The 24,437-nt window shown below is 57.0% G+C and carries 21 protein-coding genes and 1 pseudogene; all 22 read right to left on the bottom strand.

The genetic code is table 11. The features are described from left to right. Positions 1-7: 7 nt before the first annotated feature. The 22 genes and pseudogenes from secA to QY316_05370 all read right to left on the bottom strand — a co-directional run bounded on the left by secA (position 8) and on the right by QY316_05370 (position 24,278). Positions 8-2,725 (bottom strand): preprotein translocase subunit SecA, encoded by a 2,718-nt coding sequence (secA, locus tag QY316_05475; GenBank protein ID WKZ33846.1) that lies wholly within the window; start codon positions 2,723-2,725, stop codon positions 8-10. A 263-nt stretch (positions 2,726-2,988) separates the two neighbouring features. Next, entirely contained in the window at positions 2,989-3,909 is a 921-nt protein-coding gene (locus tag QY316_05470; protein ID WKZ33845.1) for a M23 family metallopeptidase, read from the bottom strand. 364 nt (positions 3,910-4,273) lie between these two features. Next, on the bottom strand, positions 4,274-4,951 hold the full coding sequence (locus tag QY316_05465; GenBank protein ID WKZ33844.1) for a Crp/Fnr family transcriptional regulator: 678 nt from the start codon (positions 4,949-4,951) through the stop codon (positions 4,274-4,276). Then, entirely contained in the window at positions 4,948-6,309 is a 1,362-nt protein-coding gene (locus tag QY316_05460; protein ID WKZ33843.1) for a TldD/PmbA family protein, read from the bottom strand. Before QY316_05460 ends, QY316_05465 begins: the two co-directional genes overlap by 4 nt. Beyond that, positions 6,293-6,784 carry an N-acetyltransferase gene (locus QY316_05455; GenBank protein WKZ33842.1) on the bottom strand — a complete coding sequence of 164 codons (492 nt, stop codon included), beginning with the start codon at positions 6,782-6,784 and terminating at the stop codon, positions 6,293-6,295. The genes QY316_05460 and QY316_05455 overlap by 17 nt, the downstream gene beginning before the upstream one ends. A gap of 192 nt (positions 6,785-6,976) precedes the next feature. Next, complete coding sequence (gene recN / locus QY316_05450; protein ID WKZ33841.1) at positions 6,977-8,713, bottom strand: DNA repair protein RecN; 1,737 nt, start codon at positions 8,711-8,713, stop codon at positions 6,977-6,979. Between the two features lie 186 nt (positions 8,714-8,899). Then, positions 8,900-9,763: an NAD(+)/NADH kinase gene (locus tag QY316_05445; GenBank protein ID WKZ33840.1), complete on the bottom strand. Its 864-nt coding sequence runs from the start codon at positions 9,761-9,763 to the stop codon at positions 8,900-8,902. Between the two features lie 22 nt (positions 9,764-9,785). After that, the gene (locus tag QY316_05440) at positions 9,786-10,820 is read right to left on the bottom strand and encodes an alcohol dehydrogenase catalytic domain-containing protein (GenBank protein WKZ33839.1); all 1,035 of its coding nucleotides are present in this window, start codon (positions 10,818-10,820) and stop codon (positions 9,786-9,788) included. Beyond that, positions 10,817-11,617: a 3-hydroxy-5-phosphonooxypentane-2,4-dione thiolase gene (lsrF, locus tag QY316_05435; GenBank protein WKZ34084.1), complete on the bottom strand. Its 801-nt coding sequence runs from the start codon at positions 11,615-11,617 to the stop codon at positions 10,817-10,819. The genes QY316_05440 and lsrF overlap by 4 nt, the downstream gene beginning before the upstream one ends. Positions 11,618-11,784: 167 nt before the next feature. Further along, positions 11,785-12,057, bottom strand: coding sequence for a transcriptional regulator (locus QY316_05430; protein ID WKZ33838.1), 273 nt, complete (start codon positions 12,055-12,057; stop codon positions 11,785-11,787). Further along, on the bottom strand, positions 12,054-12,542 hold the full coding sequence (gene folK / locus QY316_05425) for a 2-amino-4-hydroxy-6-hydroxymethyldihydropteridine diphosphokinase (GenBank protein WKZ33837.1): 489 nt from the start codon (positions 12,540-12,542) through the stop codon (positions 12,054-12,056). Before folK ends, QY316_05430 begins: the two co-directional genes overlap by 4 nt. Positions 12,543-12,767: 225 nt before the next feature. Then, a complete protein-coding gene (locus QY316_05420; protein WKZ33836.1) occupies positions 12,768-14,006 on the bottom strand; it encodes an LL-diaminopimelate aminotransferase in 1,239 nt (412 codons plus the stop codon). A gap of 73 nt (positions 14,007-14,079) precedes the next feature. Then, on the bottom strand, positions 14,080-14,889 hold the full coding sequence (locus tag QY316_05415) for a fumarylacetoacetate hydrolase family protein (protein WKZ33835.1): 810 nt from the start codon (positions 14,887-14,889) through the stop codon (positions 14,080-14,082). A gap of 107 nt (positions 14,890-14,996) precedes the next feature. Beyond that, positions 14,997-16,202: pseudogene (locus QY316_05410) on the bottom strand (argininosuccinate synthase). A 1-nt stretch (position 16,203) separates the two neighbouring features. After that, a complete protein-coding gene (argF, locus tag QY316_05405) occupies positions 16,204-17,127 on the bottom strand; it encodes an ornithine carbamoyltransferase (GenBank protein WKZ33834.1) in 924 nt (307 codons plus the stop codon). Between the two features lie 10 nt (positions 17,128-17,137). Next, positions 17,138-18,184, bottom strand: a complete 1,047-nt coding sequence (locus tag QY316_05400; protein ID WKZ33833.1) for a DUF262 domain-containing protein — start codon at positions 18,182-18,184, stop codon at positions 17,138-17,140. Next, positions 18,184-18,765 (bottom strand): hypothetical protein, encoded by a 582-nt coding sequence (locus QY316_05395; protein WKZ33832.1) that lies wholly within the window; start codon positions 18,763-18,765, stop codon positions 18,184-18,186. Before QY316_05395 ends, QY316_05400 begins: the two co-directional genes overlap by 1 nt. A gap of 2 nt (positions 18,766-18,767) precedes the next feature. After that, complete coding sequence (locus QY316_05390) at positions 18,768-19,961, bottom strand: aspartate aminotransferase family protein (protein ID WKZ33831.1); 1,194 nt, start codon at positions 19,959-19,961, stop codon at positions 18,768-18,770. Positions 19,962-20,148: 187 nt separating this feature from the next. Further along, positions 20,149-21,006, bottom strand: coding sequence for an acetylglutamate kinase (argB, locus tag QY316_05385; GenBank protein WKZ33830.1), 858 nt, complete (start codon positions 21,004-21,006; stop codon positions 20,149-20,151). A gap of 252 nt (positions 21,007-21,258) precedes the next feature. After that, positions 21,259-22,620, bottom strand: a complete 1,362-nt coding sequence (hslU, locus tag QY316_05380) for an ATP-dependent protease ATPase subunit HslU (GenBank protein WKZ33829.1) — start codon at positions 22,618-22,620, stop codon at positions 21,259-21,261. Between the two features lie 197 nt (positions 22,621-22,817). Beyond that, positions 22,818-23,351: an ATP-dependent protease subunit HslV gene (hslV, locus tag QY316_05375; protein ID WKZ34083.1), complete on the bottom strand. Its 534-nt coding sequence runs from the start codon at positions 23,349-23,351 to the stop codon at positions 22,818-22,820. A 21-nt stretch (positions 23,352-23,372) separates the two neighbouring features. After that, complete coding sequence (locus QY316_05370; GenBank protein WKZ33828.1) at positions 23,373-24,278, bottom strand: tyrosine-type recombinase/integrase; 906 nt, start codon at positions 24,276-24,278, stop codon at positions 23,373-23,375. Positions 24,279-24,437 lie beyond the last annotated feature (159 nt).

Here is a 24,437-nt window from a genome sequence, read left to right as displayed (position 1 = left end):
CGCCGCCTTATCTTGCCACGGTCATGCCGCAGCATCTCTTGTATTTCAAGCCGCTCCCGCATGGGCACGGGTCGTTCCTGCCCACCTTCTCGCCGGCCCTTACGACAGGCTGCTCCTTTTCGGGGCCCTTATCCGCTTCCTCGCCCCTCGAGTACCTCACCCTCTGCTGGCTCTGCCTGGGCTGCGGGGGAGGCGGGGCGGCCTCGGCGTTCCCCTCCATCTTTATCTGCACCTTGAAGAGCCGCTCGCAGACCTCGCTCCGGAGCCTCGCGATGAGGCCCGCGAAGAGCTCGAACCCTTCCTTCTTGTATTCCTGCAGGGGGTTCTTCTGGCCGTAGCCGCGGAGCCCTATCCCGCCCTTAAGGTGGTCCATGGAAAGCAGGTGGTCCTTCCAGAGGGAATCCAGCGTATGCAGCAGTATCACCTTCTCGAACTGGAGGAAGGACTCGTTCCCGACGAGAGCGACCTTCTCCTCGTATGACTTCCATGCCTTCTCGGCTATGGCCTCGGCAAGCGCCTCGCGGCTGTTCACGCCCTGCATGTCGTCGGGGCCGAAGTGTATCCCGAACTGCATCATGGCCGCGTCGTTTATCGTCTTAAGGTCCCAGTCCTCGACATGGCTCTTCTCGTCGACGTGCGTGCCGACCAGCTCCCTCGCGGCCTCGTCGGAGAACTCCTTCACCATCTCCCGGAGGCCCTGCTGCCCGAGTATCTGCTTCCTGTACCCGTAGACGACGGTCCTCTGCTGGTTCATGACGTCGTCATATTCCAGGAGGTGCTTCCTTATGTCGAAGTTATGGCCCTCTACCTTCTTCTGCGCGTTCTCTATGGCCTTGGAGACGAGGCCGTGCTCGATGGGCACGTCCTCCTCCATGCCTATCCTCTCCATTATGGAGGCTATCCTCTCAGAGCCGAATATGCGGAGCAGATCGTCCTCGAGGGACATGTAAAACCTTGACGAGCCCGGGTCGCCCTGGCGGCCCGCTCGGCCCCGCAGCTGGTTGTCTATGCGCCTGGACTCGTGCCTCTCGGTGCCGAGGATGTAGAGGCCTCCCAGGGCTAGGACCCTGGCCTTCTCCTCCTCGCAGAGCGCCCTCGCCTTCTCGATCGCCGCCTTGTACTCGGGGTTCGTGTCGTCCTTCCCGGCGCGGGCGGCGGCGAGGTACTCGGGGTTTCCGCCGAGTAGTATGTCGGTCCCCCTACCGGCCATGTTGGTCGATATGGTCACGGCCTTGAGCCTGCCGGCCTGTGCCACTATCTCGGCCTCCCGCTCGTGCTGCTTGGCGTTCAGCACGTGGTGCGGGATCTTGTGGCTTGCGAGCATCTTGGAGAGGCGCTCGGAGTCCTCGATGGAGATGGTGCCGACGAGAACCGGCCTCCCCTGCCTGTAGGACTCCTCGAGGTCCTTTATTACGGCCTTGAACTTCTCCTTCTTGGTCTTGTAGACGAGGTCCGTCGCGTCCACCCTCGCCAGCGGCCTGTTCGTGGGGATGACCACCACGTCGAGATTGTAGATGTTCCGGAACTCGGCGGCCTCGGTGTCGGCGGTGCCGGTCATGCCCGCGAGCTTCTCGTACATCCTGAAGTAGTTCTGGAATGTGATCGTCGCCAGCGTCTGGTTCTCGCTCTCTATCTTGACCTTCTCCTTGGCCTCCACCGCCTGGTGGAGCCCGTCGCTCCAGCGCCTTCCCGTCATGAGGCGGCCCGTGAACTCGTCTACTATTATGACCTGGCCCTCTTTCACGACGTAGTCCACGTCCCTGTGGAAGAGGACGTGCGCGCGGAGCGCCTGGTTCACGTGGTGGAGCGTTTCTATGTGCGCCGGGTCGTAGAGGTTATCTATGCCGAGGAGCTCCTCCACCCTGTTCATGCCCTCCTCGGTAAGGAGGACCTGCTTGGCCTTCTCGTCGACCGTGAAGTGGTCCTCTTTCCTGAGCCCCGGCATTATGCGGTCTATCTCGTAATACTTGTCGGTGGAGTCCTCGGTCGGCCCGGAGATGATGAGCGGTGTCCTGGCCTCGTCTATGAGGATGGAGTCCACCTCGTCGACTATGGCGAAGTTGTGCTCCCGCTGCACGTACTCGTCGAGCGAGAACTTCATGTTGTCGCGGAGGTAGTCGAACCCGAACTCGTTATTGGTGCCGTAGGTTATGTCGGCGTTATAGGCGTCCTTACGCGTCACGGGACGGAGGTGTGTGAAAGTGCCCGGCCCTTCGGTGTAGGAAGGGTCGTAGACGTAGCTCTCGTCGCTCTGGATGATGCCCACGGTAAGGCCGAGGGCGTGGTATACCGCCCCCATCCAGTGGCTGTCCCTCCTGGCGAGGTAATCGTTCACGGTAACGAGGTGCGCTCCCTTGCCGGTCAGGGCGTTAAGATAGAGCGGGAGCGTGGCCACGAGGGTCTTTCCCTCGCCCGTCTTCATCTCGGAGATCTTGCCGCTGTTGAGCACGTACCCGCCCATGAGCTGGACGTCGAAATGGCGCATCTTCAAGCGCCTCCACGCGACCTCCCTCACAGCGGCGAACGCCCTCGGCAGCATGTCGTCCAGGGTCTTGCCGGAGGCAAGCTCCTCCCTGAACCTCAAGGTCAGGTCCTTGAGCCCCTCGTCGCTCAAGGCCTTCATGGACGGCTCAAGCGAGTTTATCTCCGCGACTATGGGCGCCATCTTTTTGACTTCGCGCTCATTCTTGGAGCCGAAAACTTTTTTAAGCAGGCTGTTTAACATATTCCCCTGATTTTCCTATTTTTTGGGCGGCATGGGATTCAACGCCCTTATGCAACCGCCCGGATATCGCTTTATCAAATCCGCAATATAGCGGCTATTATGGCACAGATTCGCCCTGGTCCGGAAAACAATTATAATAGCATAATTATAACAATATTTCCACACTGGCCGAAATCATTTTTAAAAGCGCGGAGCGGCTTCCAGGCAAAATAAAAAGGCCCCGCGGAACTCTCCGGGGGCCTTCCATGCCTTGGTGGACCGGTTCAATCGAGTATGTACTTTTCAGGATTGACGTTTATCCCGTTCAGGGAGACGGCGTAATGGAGGTGCGGACCGGTCGAACGACCAGTGCTGCCGATTGCGCCTATCTTCGCTCCGCGCTTGACCCTCTGGCCCACGGCCACCGCCGTCTCGGCGAGGTGCCCGTAGGTGGTCTTTATCCCGTACCCATGCGAGACGACCACGACCCTGCCGAGGTTCGCCTCCTTGGCTACCTTGACTACTATCCCGTCCGCCGACGCGATGACCGGGGTCCCCGTGCTGTTCGCTATGTCCATGCCCGCATGGTGCTGGGGCGCCCCTGTGAAGGGGGAAATCCTGCTCCCGAACCTGGAGGTTACCCACCCTTTTGCCGGCCATATCGAAGGCGTGGAGGCGAGCATGACGGACTTCTTCACGAGGTGGTCGTTGAGATCGACGAAGCTCTCTTCCTGCTCGGCGGCCTGGTATTCGAGGTTCAGGAGATCGGAGCGCATCTTCTCGACCAGCTCGTCGACCCTGGATCCGGCTGACGGGAACGCGCTCTCGTCGACAGAGGAATCTCCTCCCATGCCGAGCACCTGCTCGGCGCCTCCGGCGGGCTTGGGGTCCTTCTCGATATTGGCGATTATGCGTATCTTCTTGTCGAAGAGGTTGAGCCTGGCGAGCTGGCTTTCGAGGCCGCTTATCTTGGAGGCGAAGTCCTGGAGGACTGCCTTCTGCTCGGCGTTCTCCTTCTTGAGCGATGAGAACTCGACATGGTTCACCCTGAGCCTCATGTAATCGAGCACAATAAAGGCCAGGACGAGTGAAAAGACGACTGAAAGAGCTCCGGCGGCCTTGAGGTATCTAAAGGGGATATTCAGCTTTCTCGGCTTGGAAGCGTCGTTCGCAAGGACAAAGAGCGTAAGAAACCGCCTATCCAACGTGAGGTCCTCCCTTCCAGGATTTTCGCTCTGCCGGGGTTTTCCGGAGAGCCAGGGCTTGAAGCCGTATTGCGTGATTGCCGCGGCCCAAGGACGCCTGCCGCTCATGGTGAGCCCTTTCCGGCCCGGAATCTTTTCAACGGGTGGGAAAGGTCCCGGTGTTTCGCCGCCCGTTCATATCGGCGCGCAAGGGAAAAACTTGAATAAAAAGTACTGGCTCAGGGGATTCCGGTATTGCGGGTGCTTTTTCGAGTGCAAATTGATTAGCATACCCGTCGCTCCAGTGTCAAGCTATTTAGCCCGCTGGCGGGCCGCGGCACGGGATGAGTATACTTCATCAGGCAGCCCTGGACAGTGACCCGGGTCACTCGGAGAGATAAAGGAGTATCCTGCCTTTTTCTATCTTGATATAGCCCTCCTGGGTCATCTTCTTGAGGGCCCTGCTCACGACTTCCCTGGAAGAGCCTATCATGGCGGCCAGCTCCTCGTGGGTGGGCCTCTCTATGGCTATGGCCTTTTCGCTGGAGCCCTCGGCGTTCGCCATGCCGATGAGCGTGTGCGCGATCCTTCCGCAAACGTCCAGGAGCGCGAGCCCGCCTATCTTCCTCGTCGCCTCCCTCAGCCTGCCCGTAAGGTACGCGAAGAGCCTCATGTATACCTTGTGGTGCCTGGAGAGGTACTCCAGAAATGCGGACTTGCTTATGACCAGGCAGGAGAGGTCGGTAACGGCCTCGACGTTAGCGGACCTGGGCTTGTCGTCCATTATCGACATCTCGCCGAACATGTCTCCGTTCTTCAGGACCGCCAGCACTATCTCTCGCCCTTCCTCGCCGTAGAGCGTGACCTTCACCTTGCCGGAGATGATGAAGTATACGGCGTCGCCCTCGTCGCCTTCCGTGATTACCTGGATGCCGCCGGGCCACGACCTTAATTCCGCCCTCGGGATGAGGTCGGTTATGTAGAAGTCCTCGAGGCCCTTGAAAAGCGGGTTCAGGGCCAGGACTTCCTTCACCTTCCTTGCGTCTTCCTTTACGTCAGTCATGTTCCGCTCGCCTCGATTTCATCGACCAGCAGGCTGGGAGCGCCGATGGACCCTATGAACCTCAGGTCCGAGGCGCACTCGGCCACGCTCGAGAAAAGCCCAAGCAGGTTGCCGGAGACGGCCATCCCCCTCACAGGGTAGGCCGCCTCCCCGTTCTCCACACGGAAGCCGGCGGCCCCGAGCGAAAAATCCCCGCTTACGGCGTTGATTGTATGCACACCCAGGAGCTCGGTTATGAAAAGCCCGCTTCCGAGCTCCTTCAGGAGAGTCTCGAACCCCCTTGCGCCTTTTTCGATATAGAGGTTCGTTATGCCTATGCCGGGCGTTGACTTGTAACCGCCCCTCACCGCGTTGCCCGTCGAAGCGGCACCCGCCCTTCCGGCCCAGTAGGTGTCGTAGAGATAGCCCTGGCATACGCCTTCGAGGACGAGCGCGGTCTTCCTCGATGCGGTGCCCTCGGCGTCAAAGGCGGAGGTGGCCCATCCGCCCCTCAAGACCCCGTCGTCCAATATATTGAGCGCGCCCGACGCCACCTTCTTCCCCTTCTTCCCTATGAGCATGGATTTCCCCTTTATGACGCCGTCGCCGAGGAACGACCCGGCAAGGGCCTCGAGGAGCTCGCAGGCGACGGTATTCTCTATCATCGCGCCGCACCTCGTGGTCTTTATGGTCCTTGCCCCGAGGCGCTTGACGGCGTTCTCCGCGGCCTTGCTGCCGATTATCCGGCTGTCCACGTCAGCTCCCTTGTGGCCGGTCCCCATCTCCCAGCCCATCTGGGCCTCGCCGTCGCCCTCGGCTACTGCGGTGACGCTCCCGCTGTAATATGTTGCGGCATGGACGATGTCCACCCCGTTCGAGTTGACGAGCCTTCCCGCGCCCAGGGACTCGGAAAAGGAGGCCTTCCTCACCCGCTTTACCCTCTTGTCGAATGAGAGTGCCGCCTCCTCTATCTCAACCGCGGCCTTTATGAGGTCCTCTTCCGGCCTCGTCCCGAACGAGCCGTCAAACAGCCCCAGGTCTTCCTCTGAAAGGCCCTGCTGCGGCAGGGGGAGCTTCAGATACTCGTCCTCGGAAGCCTCCCTGCTACCTGAAATAGCGCTATCGACCAGCTCCAAGAGCGCGCTCTCTGACAGTACGCTGGTAAATGCGAACCCGAGCCTCTTCCCGGATATGGTACGCAAGCCCACGCCCCTGCTCGACCGGGCCTTCAACGCGTCCACAGCCCCGTCTTTGGCCTCGACACCCAGGCCCTTCTGTAGCGAGAAATATATTTCGTACGAGTCCGCCCTGCCCTTGAGGAGCTTCCTGAGCCTCCCTATAGCCTCTTCCGCGCCGGCATCATCAAGAAATCCCTTCACGCTGCCCCCTTTCCCGCGGCCCTTCCGCGAGCTCGATTATGACGGCTATTTCGTCGCAGTTCGGGAACTTCACGCATTTTATGCAGTCGCCCCATATCTTGTGCGGCAGTACCTCCTTGCTTATGCACTTGAACCTGAGCTTCTTGAAGAACCCCGGCTTGTAGGTGAGCGCGAACACCCTCCTTAATCCAAGCTCAACGGCCTCTTCAAGGCAGGCGGTCACGAGCTTGGTCCCTATGCCCCTGCCGGTGTGCCCGCTCCTTACGGCAAGCGACCTCACCTCGCCCATCTCCGGCGAAGCAATATGCAGGGCGCAGGTCCCGAGTATCTTCCCGCCCTCCTCGTATACGAAAAAGTCCCTCAGCGTCGCGCAGATGTCCGAGGCCGACCTGTGGAGCATTATGCCCCGCCTGGCAAACGCCTCGACTATCTGGTGTATGCTCTCTACGTCCGAAAGAAGCGCCTTCCTTACCAATTCTACCCTTTTTCCTCCTGTGCGGCCCTGCGCGCCCGGCAAAGTGCCGAAAAGCGCTTTTTGAGAGGAACTTTTTGTAAAAAGTTCCTCTCAAACTCTCTCCAAAAACTTTCAGTTCTTCCTGAGCGCCCCCCCTAAAAGGGGGGCCCGCTCAGGAACAAAAGTCTTTGAAGGTGTCTGGGGGAAACCTTTCTACAGAAAGTTTCCCTCAGAAGGCTTTTTCAGCGCCTTGCCCGGCCTGGCGAGCTTGCCTGCAGCCTGAATGAGTTCCAAAGCGTGCTTTTTCGTTGTTTCCGTTACCTTGAGGCCGCCGAGCATGGCGGATATCTCGTCCACCCTGCTGTCGCCAGTTACCTCCCTGACCCTGGTGACCGTCCTTTCGCCCGCTGCCTCCTTCGATACCGCGAAGTGCCTGTCGGCAAAGGCCGCGACCTGCGGAAGGTGCGTTATGCAAAGCACCTGGTTGGCCCTGGACACCTCTTTGAGCTTGAGCCCCACGACCTGGGCCATTGCGCCGCTTACGCCCGTATCTATCTCGTCGAAGACCATTGTCGGGACCCTGCCCGAGGATATTACGCTCTTTATGGCGAGCATTATCCTCGAAAGCTCGCCTCCGGAAGCGACTTTTGCGAGGGGCTTGAGGCCCTCGCCCTTGTTGGCGGCTATATGGAAGCTCACCTTGTCAGCGCCCTTTTCCGTTAGCCTCGGGCCTCCGTCGTGCCCCCTGTCCTCCTCGACGAGGACCTCGAAGACCGCGCCTTTCATGCCGAGGTTCGCAAGCTCTTCCTCTATACTGGCCTTGAGCCCCCTTGCGGCCTCAAGCCTCCCGGCGTTAAGCTCGCCGGCTATCACGGCAGCCTTTGAATGCGCGGCATTGAACCTGGCTTCGAGCTCCGCCTGCCTCAAGTCCGTATTCTCAAGAAGCCCGAGCTCCTTTTCCAGCGCTTCCTTTTTAAGGAGCATCTCACCGACGCTTCCGCCGTATTTCTTCTTGAGCCTGCCGATGAGGTCGAGCCTTTCGGAGGCCGTTTCCAGGGCATCGGGGTCTGCCTCTATCGAGGAGGCGTAGTCCCGAAAAAAGGCGCCTGCGTCCTCAAGCTCGATGAGGCTCGCCTCCACCCTCGCCGCCGCCTCCTTAAGCCGCTCGTCGAGCCCGGAGACCTCCTTCAAGGACCTTGCGACAGCCCCGAGCCTCTCGGTAACAGAGCCGGATTCCGAGTATACGGCCCGCCCGGCGAATTCGGCAGCCTCCCTGAGTTTCCCTACTGACTGGAGCCTCTCCCTGAGGCCCTTAAGCTCCTCTTCCTCGCCGGGCTTCAAGCCGGCTGCAGACAGCTCGTTCAGCTGAAAGGAAAGGAATTCCTTTCTCTCCCTTCCCCCCTTCGCGTCCGCGATGAGCTTCTCAAGCTCGCGCCTCGCCTCTGCCGTTTCCCTGTATGCCGATGCCATGCGGGCGCGCTTATCAAGAAGGCCTCCGAACGAATCAAGCACCTCTACGTGCTCGTCAGACCTCGCGAGGGACTGGTGCTCGCTCTGGCCGTATATGTCTATGAGCCTACGCCCTACTTCCGTTAATGTCACAAGCGTCGAGAGGCTCCCGTTTATGTATATCCTGTTCCTTCCGGCACGCTGGACGACCCTCTTTATAAGGAGCTCGTCTGAGGCCTGGAAGCCCGCCTCGGCGAGCATGTCGTCAAGGCCGCTCCCCCTTACGCCCGAGATGTCGAAGAGGGCCTCGACCTGCGCCTCAACGCTGCCCTCGCGGATGAGGTCGCCCGAGGCCCTGTCGCCGAGCACCAGCGCGAGCGCGTCCATGATTATGCTCTTTCCCGCGCCGGTCGAGCCCGTGAAGATGTTAAGGCCCGGGCCGAACCCGATGGAAAGAGATTCGATTATGGCGAAGTCCTTGATACTCAGTTCAAGCAGCATAGAACGGGCCCGTAAGGCTCTCTGAAAAATTAGAGATTTTTGCAACCTCAAAAAAAATTAGAGATTTTGCCCGCAATCAAGGAAGGCCGTGAATAAAAAGCGGAGCATATATGTCAATATGTGAGCATTTTCATTACCGTAACTACACAGAGTCCGGGCAAAAGATCAATTTTTCAGAGGATGCCTTCAGCTCCTCACCATGCCGACCTCCCACATAAGCCTCTCGCGGAGTATCTCGAAATAGCTCTTTCCGTCGTATCTCACGAGATAGACGCTCTCGCCGGCGCGCCTTATATTGACCATGTCGCCGCTCTCGAGCGGGAGGTTCACCTGGCCGTCGAGTATGAGCTCGATGTTCGACTGCTCCGGGCTCACGGTCACGTCGACAGTCATCCAGTCCGGTATGACCACCGGCCTGTTCGTGAGGTTGAAGGGGCATATGGGGGCCACTATTATGGAATGTATCGTCGGGTATAGTATGGGGCCGTTGGCGGAGAGTGAGTAAGCCGTCGAGCCGGTAGGCGTGGCCACGATGAGGCCGTCGGCCCTGTAGGTGTTGACATATTCCCTGTTCATGCGAGTCTCGAGCCTTACGAGCCTCGCGCTCTCGCCCTTTATGACCGCGTCGTTCAGGACCTTGTGGGTCGAGAGGACCTTTTCGTCCCTCGCGTGCTCGACCGAAAGGAGCATGCGCTCCTCGAGTATGAAGTCGTCCCGCTCTATCCTTTCAAGGACGGGGAAGACCTCCTTGACGGTTATCGCGGTGAGGAAGCCGAGGCTCCCCATGTTCACCCCGAGGATGGGGACCCGCCTGCCGTCTATGAGCCTGGCGGCGTGGAGCATGGTGCCGTCGCCGCCGAGCACGACCATCATGTCGATACTCGCGGGGAGGTCCTTTACCGGGACCGCAACGGCGTTCTTTATCATGAGGGCCAGCCCCTCGTCGGTAAAGACCTTGCCGCCCCTATCGACGACCCAGTCCGCCACCCTGTCGGCGAGCTTTATCGCCTCGGGGTTGCTTACCTTGACTATGAGGCCTAACCTCTTCAAAGGAGACTCCTCTGGATCCGCGTCACCTCTGCGGCTCTATTACGACCTTTATCGATTCCCCGGCACCGGCCCCTGCCCCGGCCACGACCCTGAAGCCTTCCTGCGCTTCACCCAGGCCGAGCCTGTGCGTTATGAGGTCGTTGACCCTGACCCTTCCGGAGGCGATGAGCTCCAGGGCGACGAGGGTGTCGTACGGCGGAGAGGCATAGGAATTGACGATGGTGATGTTGTCCCTCCAGAGGTCGAATAGCGGGAGCGGGTATGTCCCGCCCGGCTCCTTGGGCGCGAAAAAGATGATAGTGCCGCCCCGGTCAACGCTCTTTAGGCCCTGGGTTATGGCCGGATCGCTTGCGGCGCATATTATGACGAGGTCGGCAGGTCTTCCGAAGGCCTCCCTTATCCTTGCAGGCACGTCCGTGCGCGCATCGAGCGCGAGGTCCGCGCCCGAGCGGGTAGCGGCATCGAGCCTAAAATCGTTAATGTCAGTGGCGGCTATCATACCTGCGCCGAGGGCCCGCGCAAGCCTTATGTGCAGGAGCCCGGACATGCCGCTCCCGATTACGAGTACGCTCATGCCGGGGGAGAACCTTGCCGACCTGAACGCCCGGACAACGCAGCCGAGCGGCTCGATGAAGGTAGCGTCCTCGGAGCTCACATTGTCCGGAAGGACGAATGTGCCCCTGTCGAGGTTTATGGCCGGGACCCTCACGAACTCGCAAAATCCGCCCGGGTCGAAGTTGGTCGAGCGGAGCGTGTCGCAGACCGAATGGTTCCCGGACAGGCAATACCTGCACGTATTGCACGGCACGTGGTGGGCGACCGTCACACGGTCGCCGGGCTTGAAGCCCTTTACGCCGGGGCCGGTCTTTTCAATGGTGCCGGCTATCTCGTGCCCCAGGACGAGCGGCGCCTTCTTTATCCTGTACCACTCCATTACGTCGCTACCGCAGATGCCGCTCGCCTCTATCCTCACGAGCGCCTCTCCGGGACCTATGGAGGGGACGGGCCTTTCCTCGATCCGTATGTCGCTGTTGCTGTAGTAGACGGCGGCCTTCAACGGGCGGCGGTCTCCTTCTCGCCTGCCAGGGTATTGAAGAGGTCCCAAGCCTTATCAGGCTTCAAGTCCTTGTGCACTATCTCCCTTACGGTCTTTATCATGGCGACCGGGTGCTCGGACTGGAAGATGTTGCGCCCCATGTCCACGCCCACGGCGCCCCTGGAGACGGCGTTATAGGAGAGGTCGATCACCTCCCTCTCGGGTATCTTTTTGCCGCCGGCTATGACTATGGGCACCGGGCAGCTCTTTACTACCTTCTCGAAGTCCTCGCAGTAGTATGTCTTGACGACGTGGGCGCCGAGCTCGGCGGCTATCCTGCAGGCGAGCCCAAGGTAGCGGGAGTCCCTCACCATCTCCTTCCCGACCGCGGTCACGGCGAGCACGGGTATCCCGTACTCCTCGGCCTCGTTTATGAGGTCAGCGAGCGCGAGAAGCGACTTTCTTTCGAGCTCCGCGCCGACGAATATCGAAAGGGCCACCCCGGCGGCGTTCATCCTGATGGCGTCCCTCATCGAGACCGTCGTGCCCTCGTCCGCGAGGTTGCCGAGTATGCTGGTGCCGCCCGACACCCTGAGCATTATGGGAACGTCCACGCCCGGGTCCACGCAGGCCCGGAGGACACCTCTAGTAAGCATGAGGCAGTCAGCGTGTTTTACAAGCGGCGCTATGGTCTTTCCCGGCTCTTCGAGCCCGCTCGTGGGGCCGAGGAAATAACCGTGGTCAACGGCTAACATGACGGTCCTTCCGGTTTCAGGCCGTATTATTTTCGCAAGACGGTTTTTCTTCCCCCAACCCATGAGCATACCCTCCCGAAAAAGTTTTTTCCAGCGGAACGGACCGCAAAAATCTTTTTAAAACAAGAGCTTCTCCGAACAGAACGGAGGAGGATTTCGGAAAATCAGGATAACAAGCCCGAGGGGCCCGCGTCAACTGTATTATTCCGGGTTTGCCGGTAAAAACCCCTCTAGTGGCGGCCCGCCATGAACTTCGCCCTGCACTCATCGGAACAGAAAAAAAGGCTCCTGCCGCCTTCGGACGACCTCAAAGCCGAGCTTATTGGAACATATGTCCCGCAGACCGTATCCAGCACCATCTCCTCGCTATCGCCGCGCCCGTTCTGAACGGTGTCGCGGGGGGCCGAGACCTCTCCGGCCCCGCGCCCCTTTTTTGCCTCGAGCGCCTTTTTAAGCGCAAGTACGATAAAGAATACGGCCAATAATATGAGTACGCTCTTCAACCTTCCAGTCTCCTTAGCCCCTCTTTCCCGGTCCTTTCCGCCAATTCCGAGACAGGGGCCCCTGAAAGCGGGTCGATGAACCCGGGCGCGATGTCCGAGAGGGGGACCATGACAAAGGCCCGCTCTTTCGCGTACGGGTGCGGCACCTCGACGCGCTCGTCTTTTACAACCCTCGAGCCGTAGAATATTATATCAAGGTCGATGAGGCGCGGGCCCCACCTTTCCGCCTCTTGCCTCCCCATCTCCGTTTCTATGCCTTTGAGATATTGTAAAAGCTCGCCGGGCGGCAACCCGCTTCTCGCCTCCATGACCGCGTTAACGAACCTCGGCTGGTCCTCCTGGCCCCAGGGCTCGGATTCATAGAGCGGGCTTATTCTCACGACAGCAAGCCCGCCGCCTTTTTCCGCAAGCCTTATCGCCTCGCGGATGTTCCCGGCCCTGTCCCCAAGGTTAGAGCCCAGGGCTATGAATATCCGTTCTTCCATCGGATTCGGGAATCTTTCTCCGCAAAAACAAGGGCCTGAACCGCGCAAGCGGATTCAGGCCCGGTCAGACTGACTATTATCAGGTAACCTCTAAAAATCAGAGATTTTTCCCGCAATCGAGGAAGACCGGGAATAAAAAGCGGAGCATATATGACAATATGTGAGCATTTTTATTCCCGGACTGACAAAGAGTCCGGGGAAAATATCAATTTTTAGAGGTTGCCCTCAGAATTCGAGGTCCAGCCCCTTAAGCCTCTTCTTAAGCTCCTCTATCACCCTGTATTCCTCGTCCTTGTTTTTGGCCGCGAATGTCGCGGAGAACCTCAAGTAGCTCCCCACGTCGTCCCACGGCACGGTCGAGATGTGCGCCTCTTTTATGAGGTACTCGGAGACGTCCTCGGCTGACGAGAAAACCGTATTGGTCTTTTTCGCTTTTTTAGGGGCGCGGACATAGAGATAGAAAGAGCCCTTGGGCATGACGGCCGAGAAGCCGCAGCTATCGAGCGCCTCGACCATGAGCTTGAGCCTTCTCTTGTATTTGTCCGAAATCTTCTCGGTTATTTCCGGATGGTCGAGGGCGTAGATCCCGGCCTTCTGTATGGCGATGAACTGGCCGGAGTCGTAGTTGTCCTTCACGTGCGCGTATGCGGAGACGGCCTTCTCGTTCCCCGCGACGAATGCGAGCCTCCAGCCGGTCATGTTGAAGGCCTTGGAGAAGGAGTGTATCTCCACGCCCACGTCCTTCGCCCCCGGCACCGAAAGGAAGCTCAACGGCCTCGAATCGAAGGAGAGCGCGGCATAAGCGGCGTCGTGGACGACGATAATCTTGTTCTTCTTCGCGAACGCGACGACCTTCTCGAAGAACTCAGGGGTCGCGGCGGCGCCGGTAGGGTTATTGGGGTAATTGAGATAGAGGAGCTTTATCCCGGCAAGGTCGTTTGCCGGAATGGCGTCCAGGTCCGGCAGGAACCCTTTCTCTTCCATAAGCGGGAGCTTCACCACGCGCCCGCCGTTCCACTCGGTGTGGGTGGCGAGGATGGGATATCCCGGCACGGTCATGAGCACGCCGTCGCCGGGGTTTATGAAGGCGTCCGGGAGCATGGCCAGCGCGGGCTTCGACCCTATGGAATGGACGACCTCCTTTGACGGGTCTATGCCGGCGACCCCGTAGACCTTGTCGAGGTATCTTGCGGCCGCTTCCTTCAGCTCCTGTATGCCGTTGTCCGAATAGCCCCTGTTCTCGGGCTTTGCGCATTCGAGCTTAAGCGCCTCTACCACGGGCGGGAAAGCCATCTCGTCAGGCTCGCCCACGCCGAAATCAAAGAGCTCCGCATTGGGGTTGTTCTTCCTGGCCTCTGCCTTGGCCCTCTTTATCTTCTCGAATTTGTAGATCTTCTGGCTCTTTCCGAAAAGTTTTCCCCCTATCCTCTCCGCGAAAGAGCCCTGGATGAAATCCTCAGGCATCTCTGGTGCGAACCTCCTTATTCCAAACTGGATGAATGAGACATATTAGAACAAAAAAAGCTTCTCTGCAAGACTAACCGTCAGCCCAGAGCTTCCTGGAAGCCCTGCCTTCGGCTATCGTATTCCTCAATACGCCTATGCCCTCTATATCGACCTCGACGGTGTCGCCGGGCCTCATCTTGCCCACCCCCGAGGGGGTCCCCGTGGCGATTATATCGCCCGGGAGGAGCGTCATCACGTGGGAGACGAAGCTTACGAGCTCGAATACGTTGAATATCATATCCCTTGTCGAGGTGTCCTGTTTCGTCTCGCCGTTAAGGCGGGTCTTTATAACGGTATCCAGTGGGTCGAGGTCGGTGGATATGCACGGCCCGACCGGCGCGAAGGTATCGAAGCCCTTTGCCCGGATGTACTGCACGTCCTTTTTCTGGAGGTCGCGGGCCGTGACGTCGTTCAGGCAGGTGTAGCCGAGTATGTAATCGGAAGCGTCCCTCGACTGCACCTCCTTTGCCGTCTTCCCAATGACGACCGCAAGCTCGCCCTCGTAATCCACCCTGTGTGACATGTGAGCGGGATAGACTATCTCGTCGCCGGGGCCGATGACCGCGGTCGAGGGCTTCATGAAGATCATCGGCTCCTCGGGCAAGGGCTTCCCGAATTCTGCCGCGTGGGCCTTGTAGTTGAGGCCTATCGCGACTATTTTCGACGGGGAGACGGGCGCAAGAAGCCTCACCTTTTCGAGGTCGTGTCCTGTCGAACGGATCAAGTCCCTTGTAAACACGAACGACCCGGAATAAGGGTCGGCGTCAAGCTCGAAGACGCTCCCGCCCTCGATAACCCCATAGAGGACCTTTCCGGAGGACTCGAACCTGCAGAGCTTCACCTCCTGCCTCCCTTTGCGGATATGGCCGCGCCCTTCTGGACCGGGGCCGTCTTGACGGTCTTCCGGGCTTTCTTCACGGTTTTCCCGGGCGTTGCCGTGACGGCCTTCTCTACCATCGACTTTATCTTGAGCCGGAGCGCATTTATCTTTATGAACCCTTCCGCGTCCTTCTGGTTGTAGACAGTATCCTCCTCGAAGGTGGCGAAGTCCGGGTGATAGAGCGACTGTTCGGCCTTCCTCCCGACTACCATCACCCCGCCCTTGTAGAGCTTGACTCTCGCAATGCCGGTAACGCCGCTCGTCGCGTCGTCGATAAGGGACTGCAGTGCCTTTCTCTCGGGCGAGAACCAGTAGCCGTTATATACGAGGGTCGAGTACTTCTGCGAGAGGCTGTCGCGTAGATGCAGGAGTTCCCTGTCCATTGTGATGGACTCTACCGCCCTCCTCGCGGCGTGAAGTATCGTGCCGCCCGGCGTTTCGTAAACGCCCCTTGACTTCATGCCCACGTAGCGGTTCTCGACCATGTCGAGCCTGCCGACCCCGTTCTTGCCGCCCATCTCATTGAGCAGCTCAAGGAGTCTTGCAGGGGACAGTTTCTTTCCGTTCACCGAAACAGGGTTCCCGTTCTCAAACCCTATCTCGACGTACGTGGCCCTGTTCGGGGCCTTTTCAGGGGCGACGCTCAGGACGTACATGCTCTCGGGCGCCTCGGCCCAGGGGTCTTCGAGTATGCCGCCCTCGAAGCTTATGTGAAAAAGGTTCCTGTCCGAGCTGTAGGGCTTTTTCTTGGTTACCGGCACCGGTATGCCGTGCTTTTTCGCGTAATCCACGAGGTCGGCCCTGCCCTTCATGTCCCACTCCCGCCAGGGCGCGATGACCTTTATGTGCGGGTCCATCGAATAATAGGCGAGCTCGAAGCGGACCTGGTCGTTGCCTTTTCCCGTAGAGCCGTGGGATACGGCGTCCGCCTTCTCCTTTGCCGCTATCTCCATCTGCGCCTTGGCTATGAGGGGCCTTGCGATCGACGTGCCCAGAAGATACGCGCCCTCGTAGACCGAAGACGCCCTGAGCATGGGGAACACGAAGTCCCTTACGAACTCCTCTCTAAGGTCTTTTATGTAGACCCTCTTCGCGCCGGTAGCAAGGGCCTTCTTCCTTATGCCGTCTATCTCGACGTCGCCCTGCCCGATATCGGCGGAGAACGCTATTACCTCGCACCCGTACTTCTCGATGAGCCACTTCATTATGACCGAGGTGTCGAGCCCCCCGGAGTACGCCAGAACGACCTTCTTAACGCCAACACCCCTTGACATCTCAAGCTCCTTCGCTTTTTTTTCCGGCCAGCAGCCATTCGAGCACGGCCTTCTGTATGTGAAGCCTGTTCTCGGCCTGGTCCCATATGGCGGACGCCGGGCCTTCCATCGCCTCGTCTGTTATCTCCTCACCCCTGTGCGCGGGGAGGCAGTGGAGCGCTATCGCGTCCTTCTTCGCAAGCCCAAGTAGCTTCTCGTTTATCTGGTAGCCCTCGAAGGCCTTTTTCCTCGCCTCTGCCTCTTCCTCCTGCCCCATGCTCGCCCAGACGTCGGTATTGAGGACGTCCGCTCCCTTTGCGGCCTCTTCCACGCTTTCGACTACGCGTATCTTCGGGTTTGCGGCAACGGCCTTATCGAGTATCGCCTTTTCGGGCCAATATCCATTGGGGCAGGCGAGCGTAAGCTCGAACTTAAGCTGCATTGCAGCCTCTATCCACGAGTTGGCCATGTTGTTGCCGTCGCCTATCCAGCAGGCCTTTATGCCTTCGTAGCCGCCTTTTTTCTCGACTACCGTCATGAGGTCCGCGAGCACCTGGCAGGGGTGATGGAGGTCGGTGAGGCCGTTTATGACCGGGACGGAAGAATACTTCGCGTACTCCTCTATTATCCCGTGGCCGAAGGTCCTGATGACAACGGCGTCGACGTACCGGGACATCACGCGCGCGGTGTCCTTTATGGGCTCGCCCCGGCCTATCTGCGAGTCCCTCTGGCTCATGAATATGGCGCTCCCGCCGAGCTGGTGCATGGCGGCCTCGAAGGATACGCGCGTCCTCGTCGAGGACTTCTCGAATATGAGCGCGAGCGTCCTGCCGCGTAAAGGATTGTGCGGGATGCCCTTCTTGTGGCGGGACTTCAAGGTGACCGCGTTTCCTATGAGGCGGTCGATATCGTCTTTTTTAAGGTCGGCTATTGTAAGGAGGTGCATTGAGATTTCCCTATGGATTTTTAACTGCATATTTTCTTAGAATTTCATGTACAATTTTAGTCCTAAGAACGCGGCTACCCTTATCTGTTGCTGCTTTTGTTACCGCGCTCGCATAATTTTGAATGTCACTAGAAAATCTTTTCTTTTTCTTTTCTTTCTGAATTGCAATAAAATCATTCACCTGCTCAGAAAATGACATCAACGCAGAAGACAGCTTAATCCAATTCCTTTGTGGTATACTATTCTCACCAAGTATTTCCTTCAAAGCCATAAAAAGACTATAGAAATCAGATTTATTTCTCCATCTTGTACACTTTAAATCTCCCAAAATTGAATTTATTTGATCTAAAATTTTTTCAAAGAGACGATGCCATCTTGTTTTATCTACGAAATTTTGTTCATATTGAGCATAAAAATTATCCAGCTCTTTAGTTTTATCTTGAATACCATTCATCATTGAAACAAATAATTCACTTACAAATTGCACATCCTTCATTCTTCTGATTTCACTTGTGGTAACGATGCGATTTTCCGCCCAAAATTCATTTTCTGCTAATTCTTCCATTAGTTTAATAAAGTCCCCTGAATAGGTTGCATGCCTAAGTTCTTGGGGATTTAATGCAACAACATTACGATTCATTCTCTTGAATAAATTCCGCACCTCTTCTTCAGTTGCGTCAGTAATTTCCCTGCAAAACAATGTATAATTCCAAAACTCTTTCCTTATTGCATCTGGTAATTCCGAAAATTCATAATCAGCATACTCTGGATTGTATTCCTCTGAAAGAGGCAAATCCCCCGTAATGAAATCCAATATGCTTTTTATCCTTTGCTGGCCATCAACGATATTGTAAATACTATTCCCAGTCGCATCTGTTTCGCGATGTATATATATTTCTGGAATTAGATATTTCTTTAAAATAGTATCAATCAAATAAGCTTTCTGAGTAGGAATCCATACAGGCTTTCTTTGATATGGCGGCTTTATTATTAATGCTTTCTCAATATTTCTATCCCTAAACCAGCTAATTGGGTGCGATGTTTGATTAAGCTGCATTATTTAGCTCCTTTGATTTTACGAAGTTGAATAGAGTAATATTTTTCCACAAAAAACCAGCTTCTAAACAGGCGCCCTCTAATTTTTCGATACTCAAATTCTTCCTTACTAGATAAATCAATAAAAATCTGCCACCATTTTTTCCGAAATTCAGATTTCTTTGGCAATTTATCTGGACTTATATATCCATCTGGTATATCTCGAAAACACTCTTTTAAGAAAACAATATCTTGATCTTTAAGCGAATAATAGTTGGAATCTAATTCCCTTAAATCATCCCAAGCTTTATCAAACAATTCTGGTGAAACAATTGCCAAATCAATGTCGGACTTATTGTCAAATTTTTTGCCCCACCTAGTATCACTCAAACTAATTCCAAGCTTGGCACTTCCAACAATTTCGATCATTTTCAGGTGAATACCAAAATAATCAGCTATCTTTCTTTTCAGAATATAGACTAACTTCTTATCTTTAGAAAAACAAATTGGTTCTCCTCCTAAAATATGCTCATTCAAAACCATTCGAAGCGATGAAATAGCTAATTCTTTTTCTAAATCTTCAAGTTTCAGCATAGTTATCATATTCATTTTTCATTCAATACTGATTCTAATATCCCCAGCATCTCGTCCACTTCCTTTTCCGTAACGATAAGGGCCGGTATGAAGCGAAGGACCTTGTCTCCGACGCAGTTTATTAGGAGCCCCTTTGCAATGCAATCCTTCACTATCTCGCCGCCCTTTATGCCTTCGGCAAGCTCCATGCCCAATATGAGCCCCTTGCCCCTCACCTCTTGTATGAAGCCGTATCTGGCTTTCAAGTCGTTGAGCCTGCCTTCGAGATAGGCCCCGACTTTTTTGCAGTTCTCCAGCACCCCGTCACCTATCAAAGTAGTCACGGCGGCTATGCCGGCTGCTGTCGCAAGCGGGTTCCCGCCGAAGGTCGAGGCATGTGTGCCGGGCACGAACGAAGCGGCGACCGCATCGGTAGCCAGCATAGCGCCTATGGCGACCCCTCCGGCAAGCCCTTTTGCGAGGGTCATTATGTCCGGGGCCGCGCCGTAGTTCTCGTATGCGAAAAGCGTCCCTGTGCGGCCCATGCCGACCTGCACCTCGTCGAATATGAGGAGAGCCCCGGCCTTTTTGCAGACCTCCTTCAGCTCCTTCAGATAGTTCGGGGAAGGCACGTTCACCCCGCCCTCGCCCTGTATGGGCTCGACCAGGACGGCGGCGGTCGAGTCGTCCACCACCCTCTTTGCGGCCTCGATGTCGTTAAAGGGCGCGTAGACGAACCTCTCAAGCAGCGGCTCGAAACCGGACTGGTATTTCTTCTGCCCCGTAGCCGCAAGCGCGGCAAAGGTGCGTCCATGGAAGGACTGCTCCATGCTTACTATGCGATGCCTGTTCGCGCCCCTGTCGCTGAAGAACTTCCTCGAAAGCTTAAGGGCCGCCTCGTTAGCCTCCGCGCCCGAGTTGCAGAAAAAGACCCTGTCAGCGAACGAGTTCTCCGTAAGGAGCCTCGCAAGCTCGGACTGAGTCTCAATATGATAGAGGTTGGAAACGTGGATGAGCTTGCCTGCCTGCTCCCTTATGGCTGCCACCACCTTGGGGTGGCAGTGGCCGAGGTTGCAGACTGCCAGGCCGGAGACGAAATCGAGGTATTCCTTCCCGTCCGCGTCCCATACCCGCGTCCCCTCGCCCCTTACGAGCGCGACAGGGAACCTGCCGTATGTGTTGGCGACATGCTTCGATGTAAGAGCTATGATGTCCGCGTTCGACAACTCAGTGTCCTCCGGTTTTCCAGATTTCCCCTTTTTCTAAAGGGGGATTATATGAAAGTTGCGAAGGACTGAGATTGCCACGGCGCTAAAGCGTCTCGTAATGATCGCAACGATAATCTCCCCCTCCCCCTCCCCCTCTTTAAAAAAGAGGGGGGCTAAACCTCTTATTTCCTTAGCCGTTGCCGCCTTACTTCTTGAGCCCTATCGCCGTGCCCACCCCTGCGTCAGTGAATACCTCCAACAGCACCGCGTGCTCGACCCTGCCGTCGATTATATGGGCCCTCTTTACGCCGGATACCACCGCCTCCATGCAGCACTGGAGCTTGGGTATCATGCCGCCCACGGCTATCTTCTTCGTAATTAGCGCCCGCGCCTCTGAAAGGGTAAGTGAGGATATGAGCTTCTTGTCCTTGTCGAGCACGCCGGCAACATCCGTAAGGAGGATGAGCTTCTCGGCGTTCAGGGCCGATGCGATCTTCCCGGCTACCGTGTCGGCGTTTATGTTGAAGCTCGTCCCTTCCTCGTCTCCGCCTACCGGGGCGATTACCGGAATAAAGTCGCTCTCTTCAAGGACCGCGAGCACACCCGGGTCTATGGCCTCTACGTCGCCGACGTAGCCCATCTCCTCGCCTTTTATATTGAGCCTCTTGGCCTTTATGAGCCCGCCGTCCTTGCCGCCGAGGCCCACGGCCTTGCCGCCGAAGTGGTTTATGAGCCCGACTATCTCCTTATTTATCTTCCCGACGAGGACCATCTCCACGACGTCCATTGTCTCGTTGTCGGTCACGCGTATGCCCTTTACGAACCTCGACTCCTTGCCGAGCCTCGCAAGGAGCCCGCCTATCTGCGGCCCGCCCCCGTGCACTATGACCGGGTTTATGCCGACGTACTTCATGAGGACGATGTCCCTGGCGAAGCTCTTCTTGAGGGCGTCGTCTATCATTGCGTGGCCGCCGTACTTTATGACCACGGTCTTGTTGAAGAACTTCCTTATGTACGGAAGCGATTCGAAAAGTGTGCGTATCTTTTCAATGTTCTTCTGCACGGGCTTGCTCCATATTCTCTTGCCCCGATAGCGGGGTAAAAACACGCCAATAAAGGCAACTCCCTAAAAATTGGAGATCTTCCCCGCTTTTCCAGAAGGGCGGGAATAAAAAGCGGAGCATATATGACTATATGTGAGCATTTTTATTCCCGGCCTGACAAAGAGTCCGGGGAAAAGGTCAATTTTTAGATAAAAAATATCCGTGGATTCCGGGGCTGAGCCGCTGGCTCCCCCGGACGCCACGGCTATCCCTTACAGGATGTACCTCGACAGGTCTTCGTCCTTCACAATGTCCGAGAGCCTGCTGCTCACGTACTCCCGGTCTATGACCACCTTCTTCTCGGCCATGTCCGGCGCGTTGAAGGATATCTCGTCGAAGACCCTCTCCATCACGGTGTGGAGCCTCCGCGCGCCTATGTTCTCCATCCTGTCGTTCACTATCGTCGCGATGGAGGCTATCTCCCTCACGCCGTCGTCGGTGTATTCCACCTCTATGCCCTCTGTCTCGAGGAGCGCCTTGTACTGCTTGAGGAGCGCGTTCTCCGGCTCGGTGAGTATCCTTATGAAGTCCTCCTCGCCGAGCGGGCCGAGCTCGACCCTTATGGGGAAGCGGCCCTGGAACTCGGGTATGAGGTCAGAGGGCTTGGCTATGTGGAACGCGCCCGAGGCGATGAAGAGTATGTGGTCGGTCTTTACCATGCCGTGCTTGGTGTTGACGGTCGAGCCCTCTACTATGGGGAGGAGGTCCCTCTGCACGCCTTCCCTGGATACGTCCGGGGTCTGCCCGGACTGGCGGCCCGCTATCTTGTCTATCTCGTCTATGAAGACGATGCCCGACTGCTCGACCCTCTCGACCGCCTCCTTCGTGACCTTCTCCATGTCGATGAGGCGCTGGCTCTCCTCGTTTATGAGTAGCTCCCTGGCGTCGGGGACCTTGACCTTCCGCCTCCGTGTCTTCTTCGGGAAGATGTTCGAGAACATGTCCTTGAGGTTCATGTCCATATCCTCCAACCCGCCCTGGGACGAAAGTATCTCTATTGAGGGCATCTTCTGCTGCTCGCTGGTCTCTACCTCTATCTCCTTGTCGTCGAGCTTGCCTTCGCGTAGCAGCAAACGGAGCTTCTCGCGCGTGGACTTCTGCGCCTCCCGCTCCTTGGCTATCTTCTCGTGGTCGGCGACCTGGAGCGGAGAGACCGTCGCGGGCGGAAGGAGGAGGTCGAGGATCCTCTCCTCGGCCAGGTCCTTGGCCTTCACCCTTACCCTGACCCTCTCCTCGTCCTTCACCATCTTGACCGCAAGCTCGGCAAGGTCCCTTATTATGCTCTCGACGTCCCGGCCCACGTAGCCGACCTCGGTGAACTTGCTCGCCTCCACCTTTATGAACGGGGCCTGTGCGAGCTTCGCGAGCCTCCTCGATATCTCGGTCTTGCCGACGCCCGTGGGGCCTATCATTATTATGTTCTTGGGGTATATCTCGTCCCGGAGGTCGGCCCTCACCTGCTGGCGGCGCCAGCGGTTCCTGAGAGCTATGGCCACGGCCCGCTTGGCGAGCTTCTGGCCTATGATGAACTTATCCAACTCCGATACTATTTCCCTTGGGGTAAAGCTTTTCATGGTAACAAACCTTCTTCAGGCTGCCTCTAAAAATAATTATTTTTCCTGATCTCTGTGTCAGGGCGGAAATAAAAATGCTCACATATTCCCATATATGCTGCGCTTTTTATTTCCGCCCTTCCTTGACCTCAGAAAAAATTCCTGTTTTTTAGAGGCACCCTTAATATTTTCCGGTAACTATTTGTTTTTGAGGCTTTTTAAGACAACTCCTCGACTGTTATATTATTATTCGTATAGATGCATATCTCGGCGGCTGTCTTAAGGGCCTCCTCCGCTATGGTCCTGGCGTCCAGGGCCGTGTGCCTCGCGAGCATCTTTGCCGCGGCCAGGGCGAACGCGCCGCCAGAGCCTATGGCCGCTATCCCCTCCTCGGGCTCGATGACGTCGCCGTTACCGGAGATGACGAATGTATGCTCCCTGTCCGCCACCACCAGAAGGGCCTCGAGCCTCCGGAGTATCCTGTCGGTCCGCCAGTCCTTCGCGAGCTCTATTACGGCCCTGGTGATGTTACCCCTTGCGGCCTCGAGCTTGGCCTCGAACTTGTCGAATAGCGTCATGGCGTCGGCTGTAGAGCCCGCGAACCCGGCGAGCACTTTCCCTTCAAGGAGGCGGCGCACCTTGACTGCCCCCTTCTTCATGACCGTCGCGCCGAGCGTGACCTGCCCGTCCCCGGCTATGGCCACCCTGCCGTCCCTCCGGACGGCTATGATCGTAGTCCCGTGAAACTCGATGCCTGACAAATGGACCTCCGCTTATGTCTTCCTGGCCCTTGGGTGGGCCTTGTCGTATGCCTCCATGAGGGCGGCCATGCCGACTTTGGTGTATCTTTGAGTCGTAGAGAGCTTCGAGTGCCCCAGCATCTCCTGTATCGACCGGAGGTCGGCCCCGGCGTCCAGAAGGTGCGTAGCGAACGAGTGCCTGAGCGAGTGCGGGGTGGGGTCCTTCATTATGCCGCTACGAAGGACGTAGAGCTTCAAAAGCCTCTCTACGGTCCTCTGGGAAATCCGCCCGCTCCTGCCCTTGCCCGTAAAGAGCGGGCCTTTCCCCATGCCCCTCTCATCCAGGTAAGCCATGAGAGCGTCCCTTGCCTTTGAGCCTATATAGGCTATCCGCTCCTTGCCGCCCTTACCGAGCACCCGCATGGTCCCGGCATCAAGGTCGATATCGTCAAGGTCAAGGCCGGTAAGCTCGCTCAGGCGTATGCCCGAGGAATAAAGGAGCTCAAGGACCGCAAGGTCGCGCCGCGCCGTCTTTCCGCCGTCTTCCGTTACTGGCGATTCAACAAGGGCCGAGGCCTCATCGACAGTAAGTACAGTGGGGAGGTACTTTTCCGTCTTCGGGGTCGGCACGTTCCCGGCAGGGTTCCTGGCCGCGAGCCCCTTTCTTATAAGATACCTGAAAAACGACCTTATGGAAGAGAGCTTCCTGGCTATGGAGACCTTCTTCCGGCGTACGTAGAGCGAGTAGACGAAAGAGACGACGGCAGCCTCGTCTATCAGGGATACGTCGGGGTCTTCACCGAACTTCCCGTCTTCGGCCAAAAAGGAACGGAACTGCTCGAGGTCCCTCAGATACCCCAGCCGGGTATTCGGCGATGAGTTCCTCTCAACGGCCAGGTAGCTCCCGAAGTCCTCTATGAGCCGCTTAAGCCCGTTCACTTCAACCCCTCTTTGACCAGGCCCGCCCGAATGCCGCATCCGTTGAAAATCACGTTAAATTCTGCTTATAACACCAAAACCCGGAACCTGCAATATCTAAAATGAGTCTGCTGGCCAGGGCCCGGCCCGGCTGGAAAAAAGAGGGCCCCGCCGGGTGAG

This window comes from Thermodesulfobacteriota bacterium (assembly GCA_030583865.1).
GTDB lineage: Bacteria > Desulfobacterota > GWC2-55-46 > GWC2-55-46 > GWC2-55-46 > UBA5799.
Note: the sequence above shows the minus strand (reverse complement) of the source record. Positions and strands in the feature narration are given on the sequence as shown.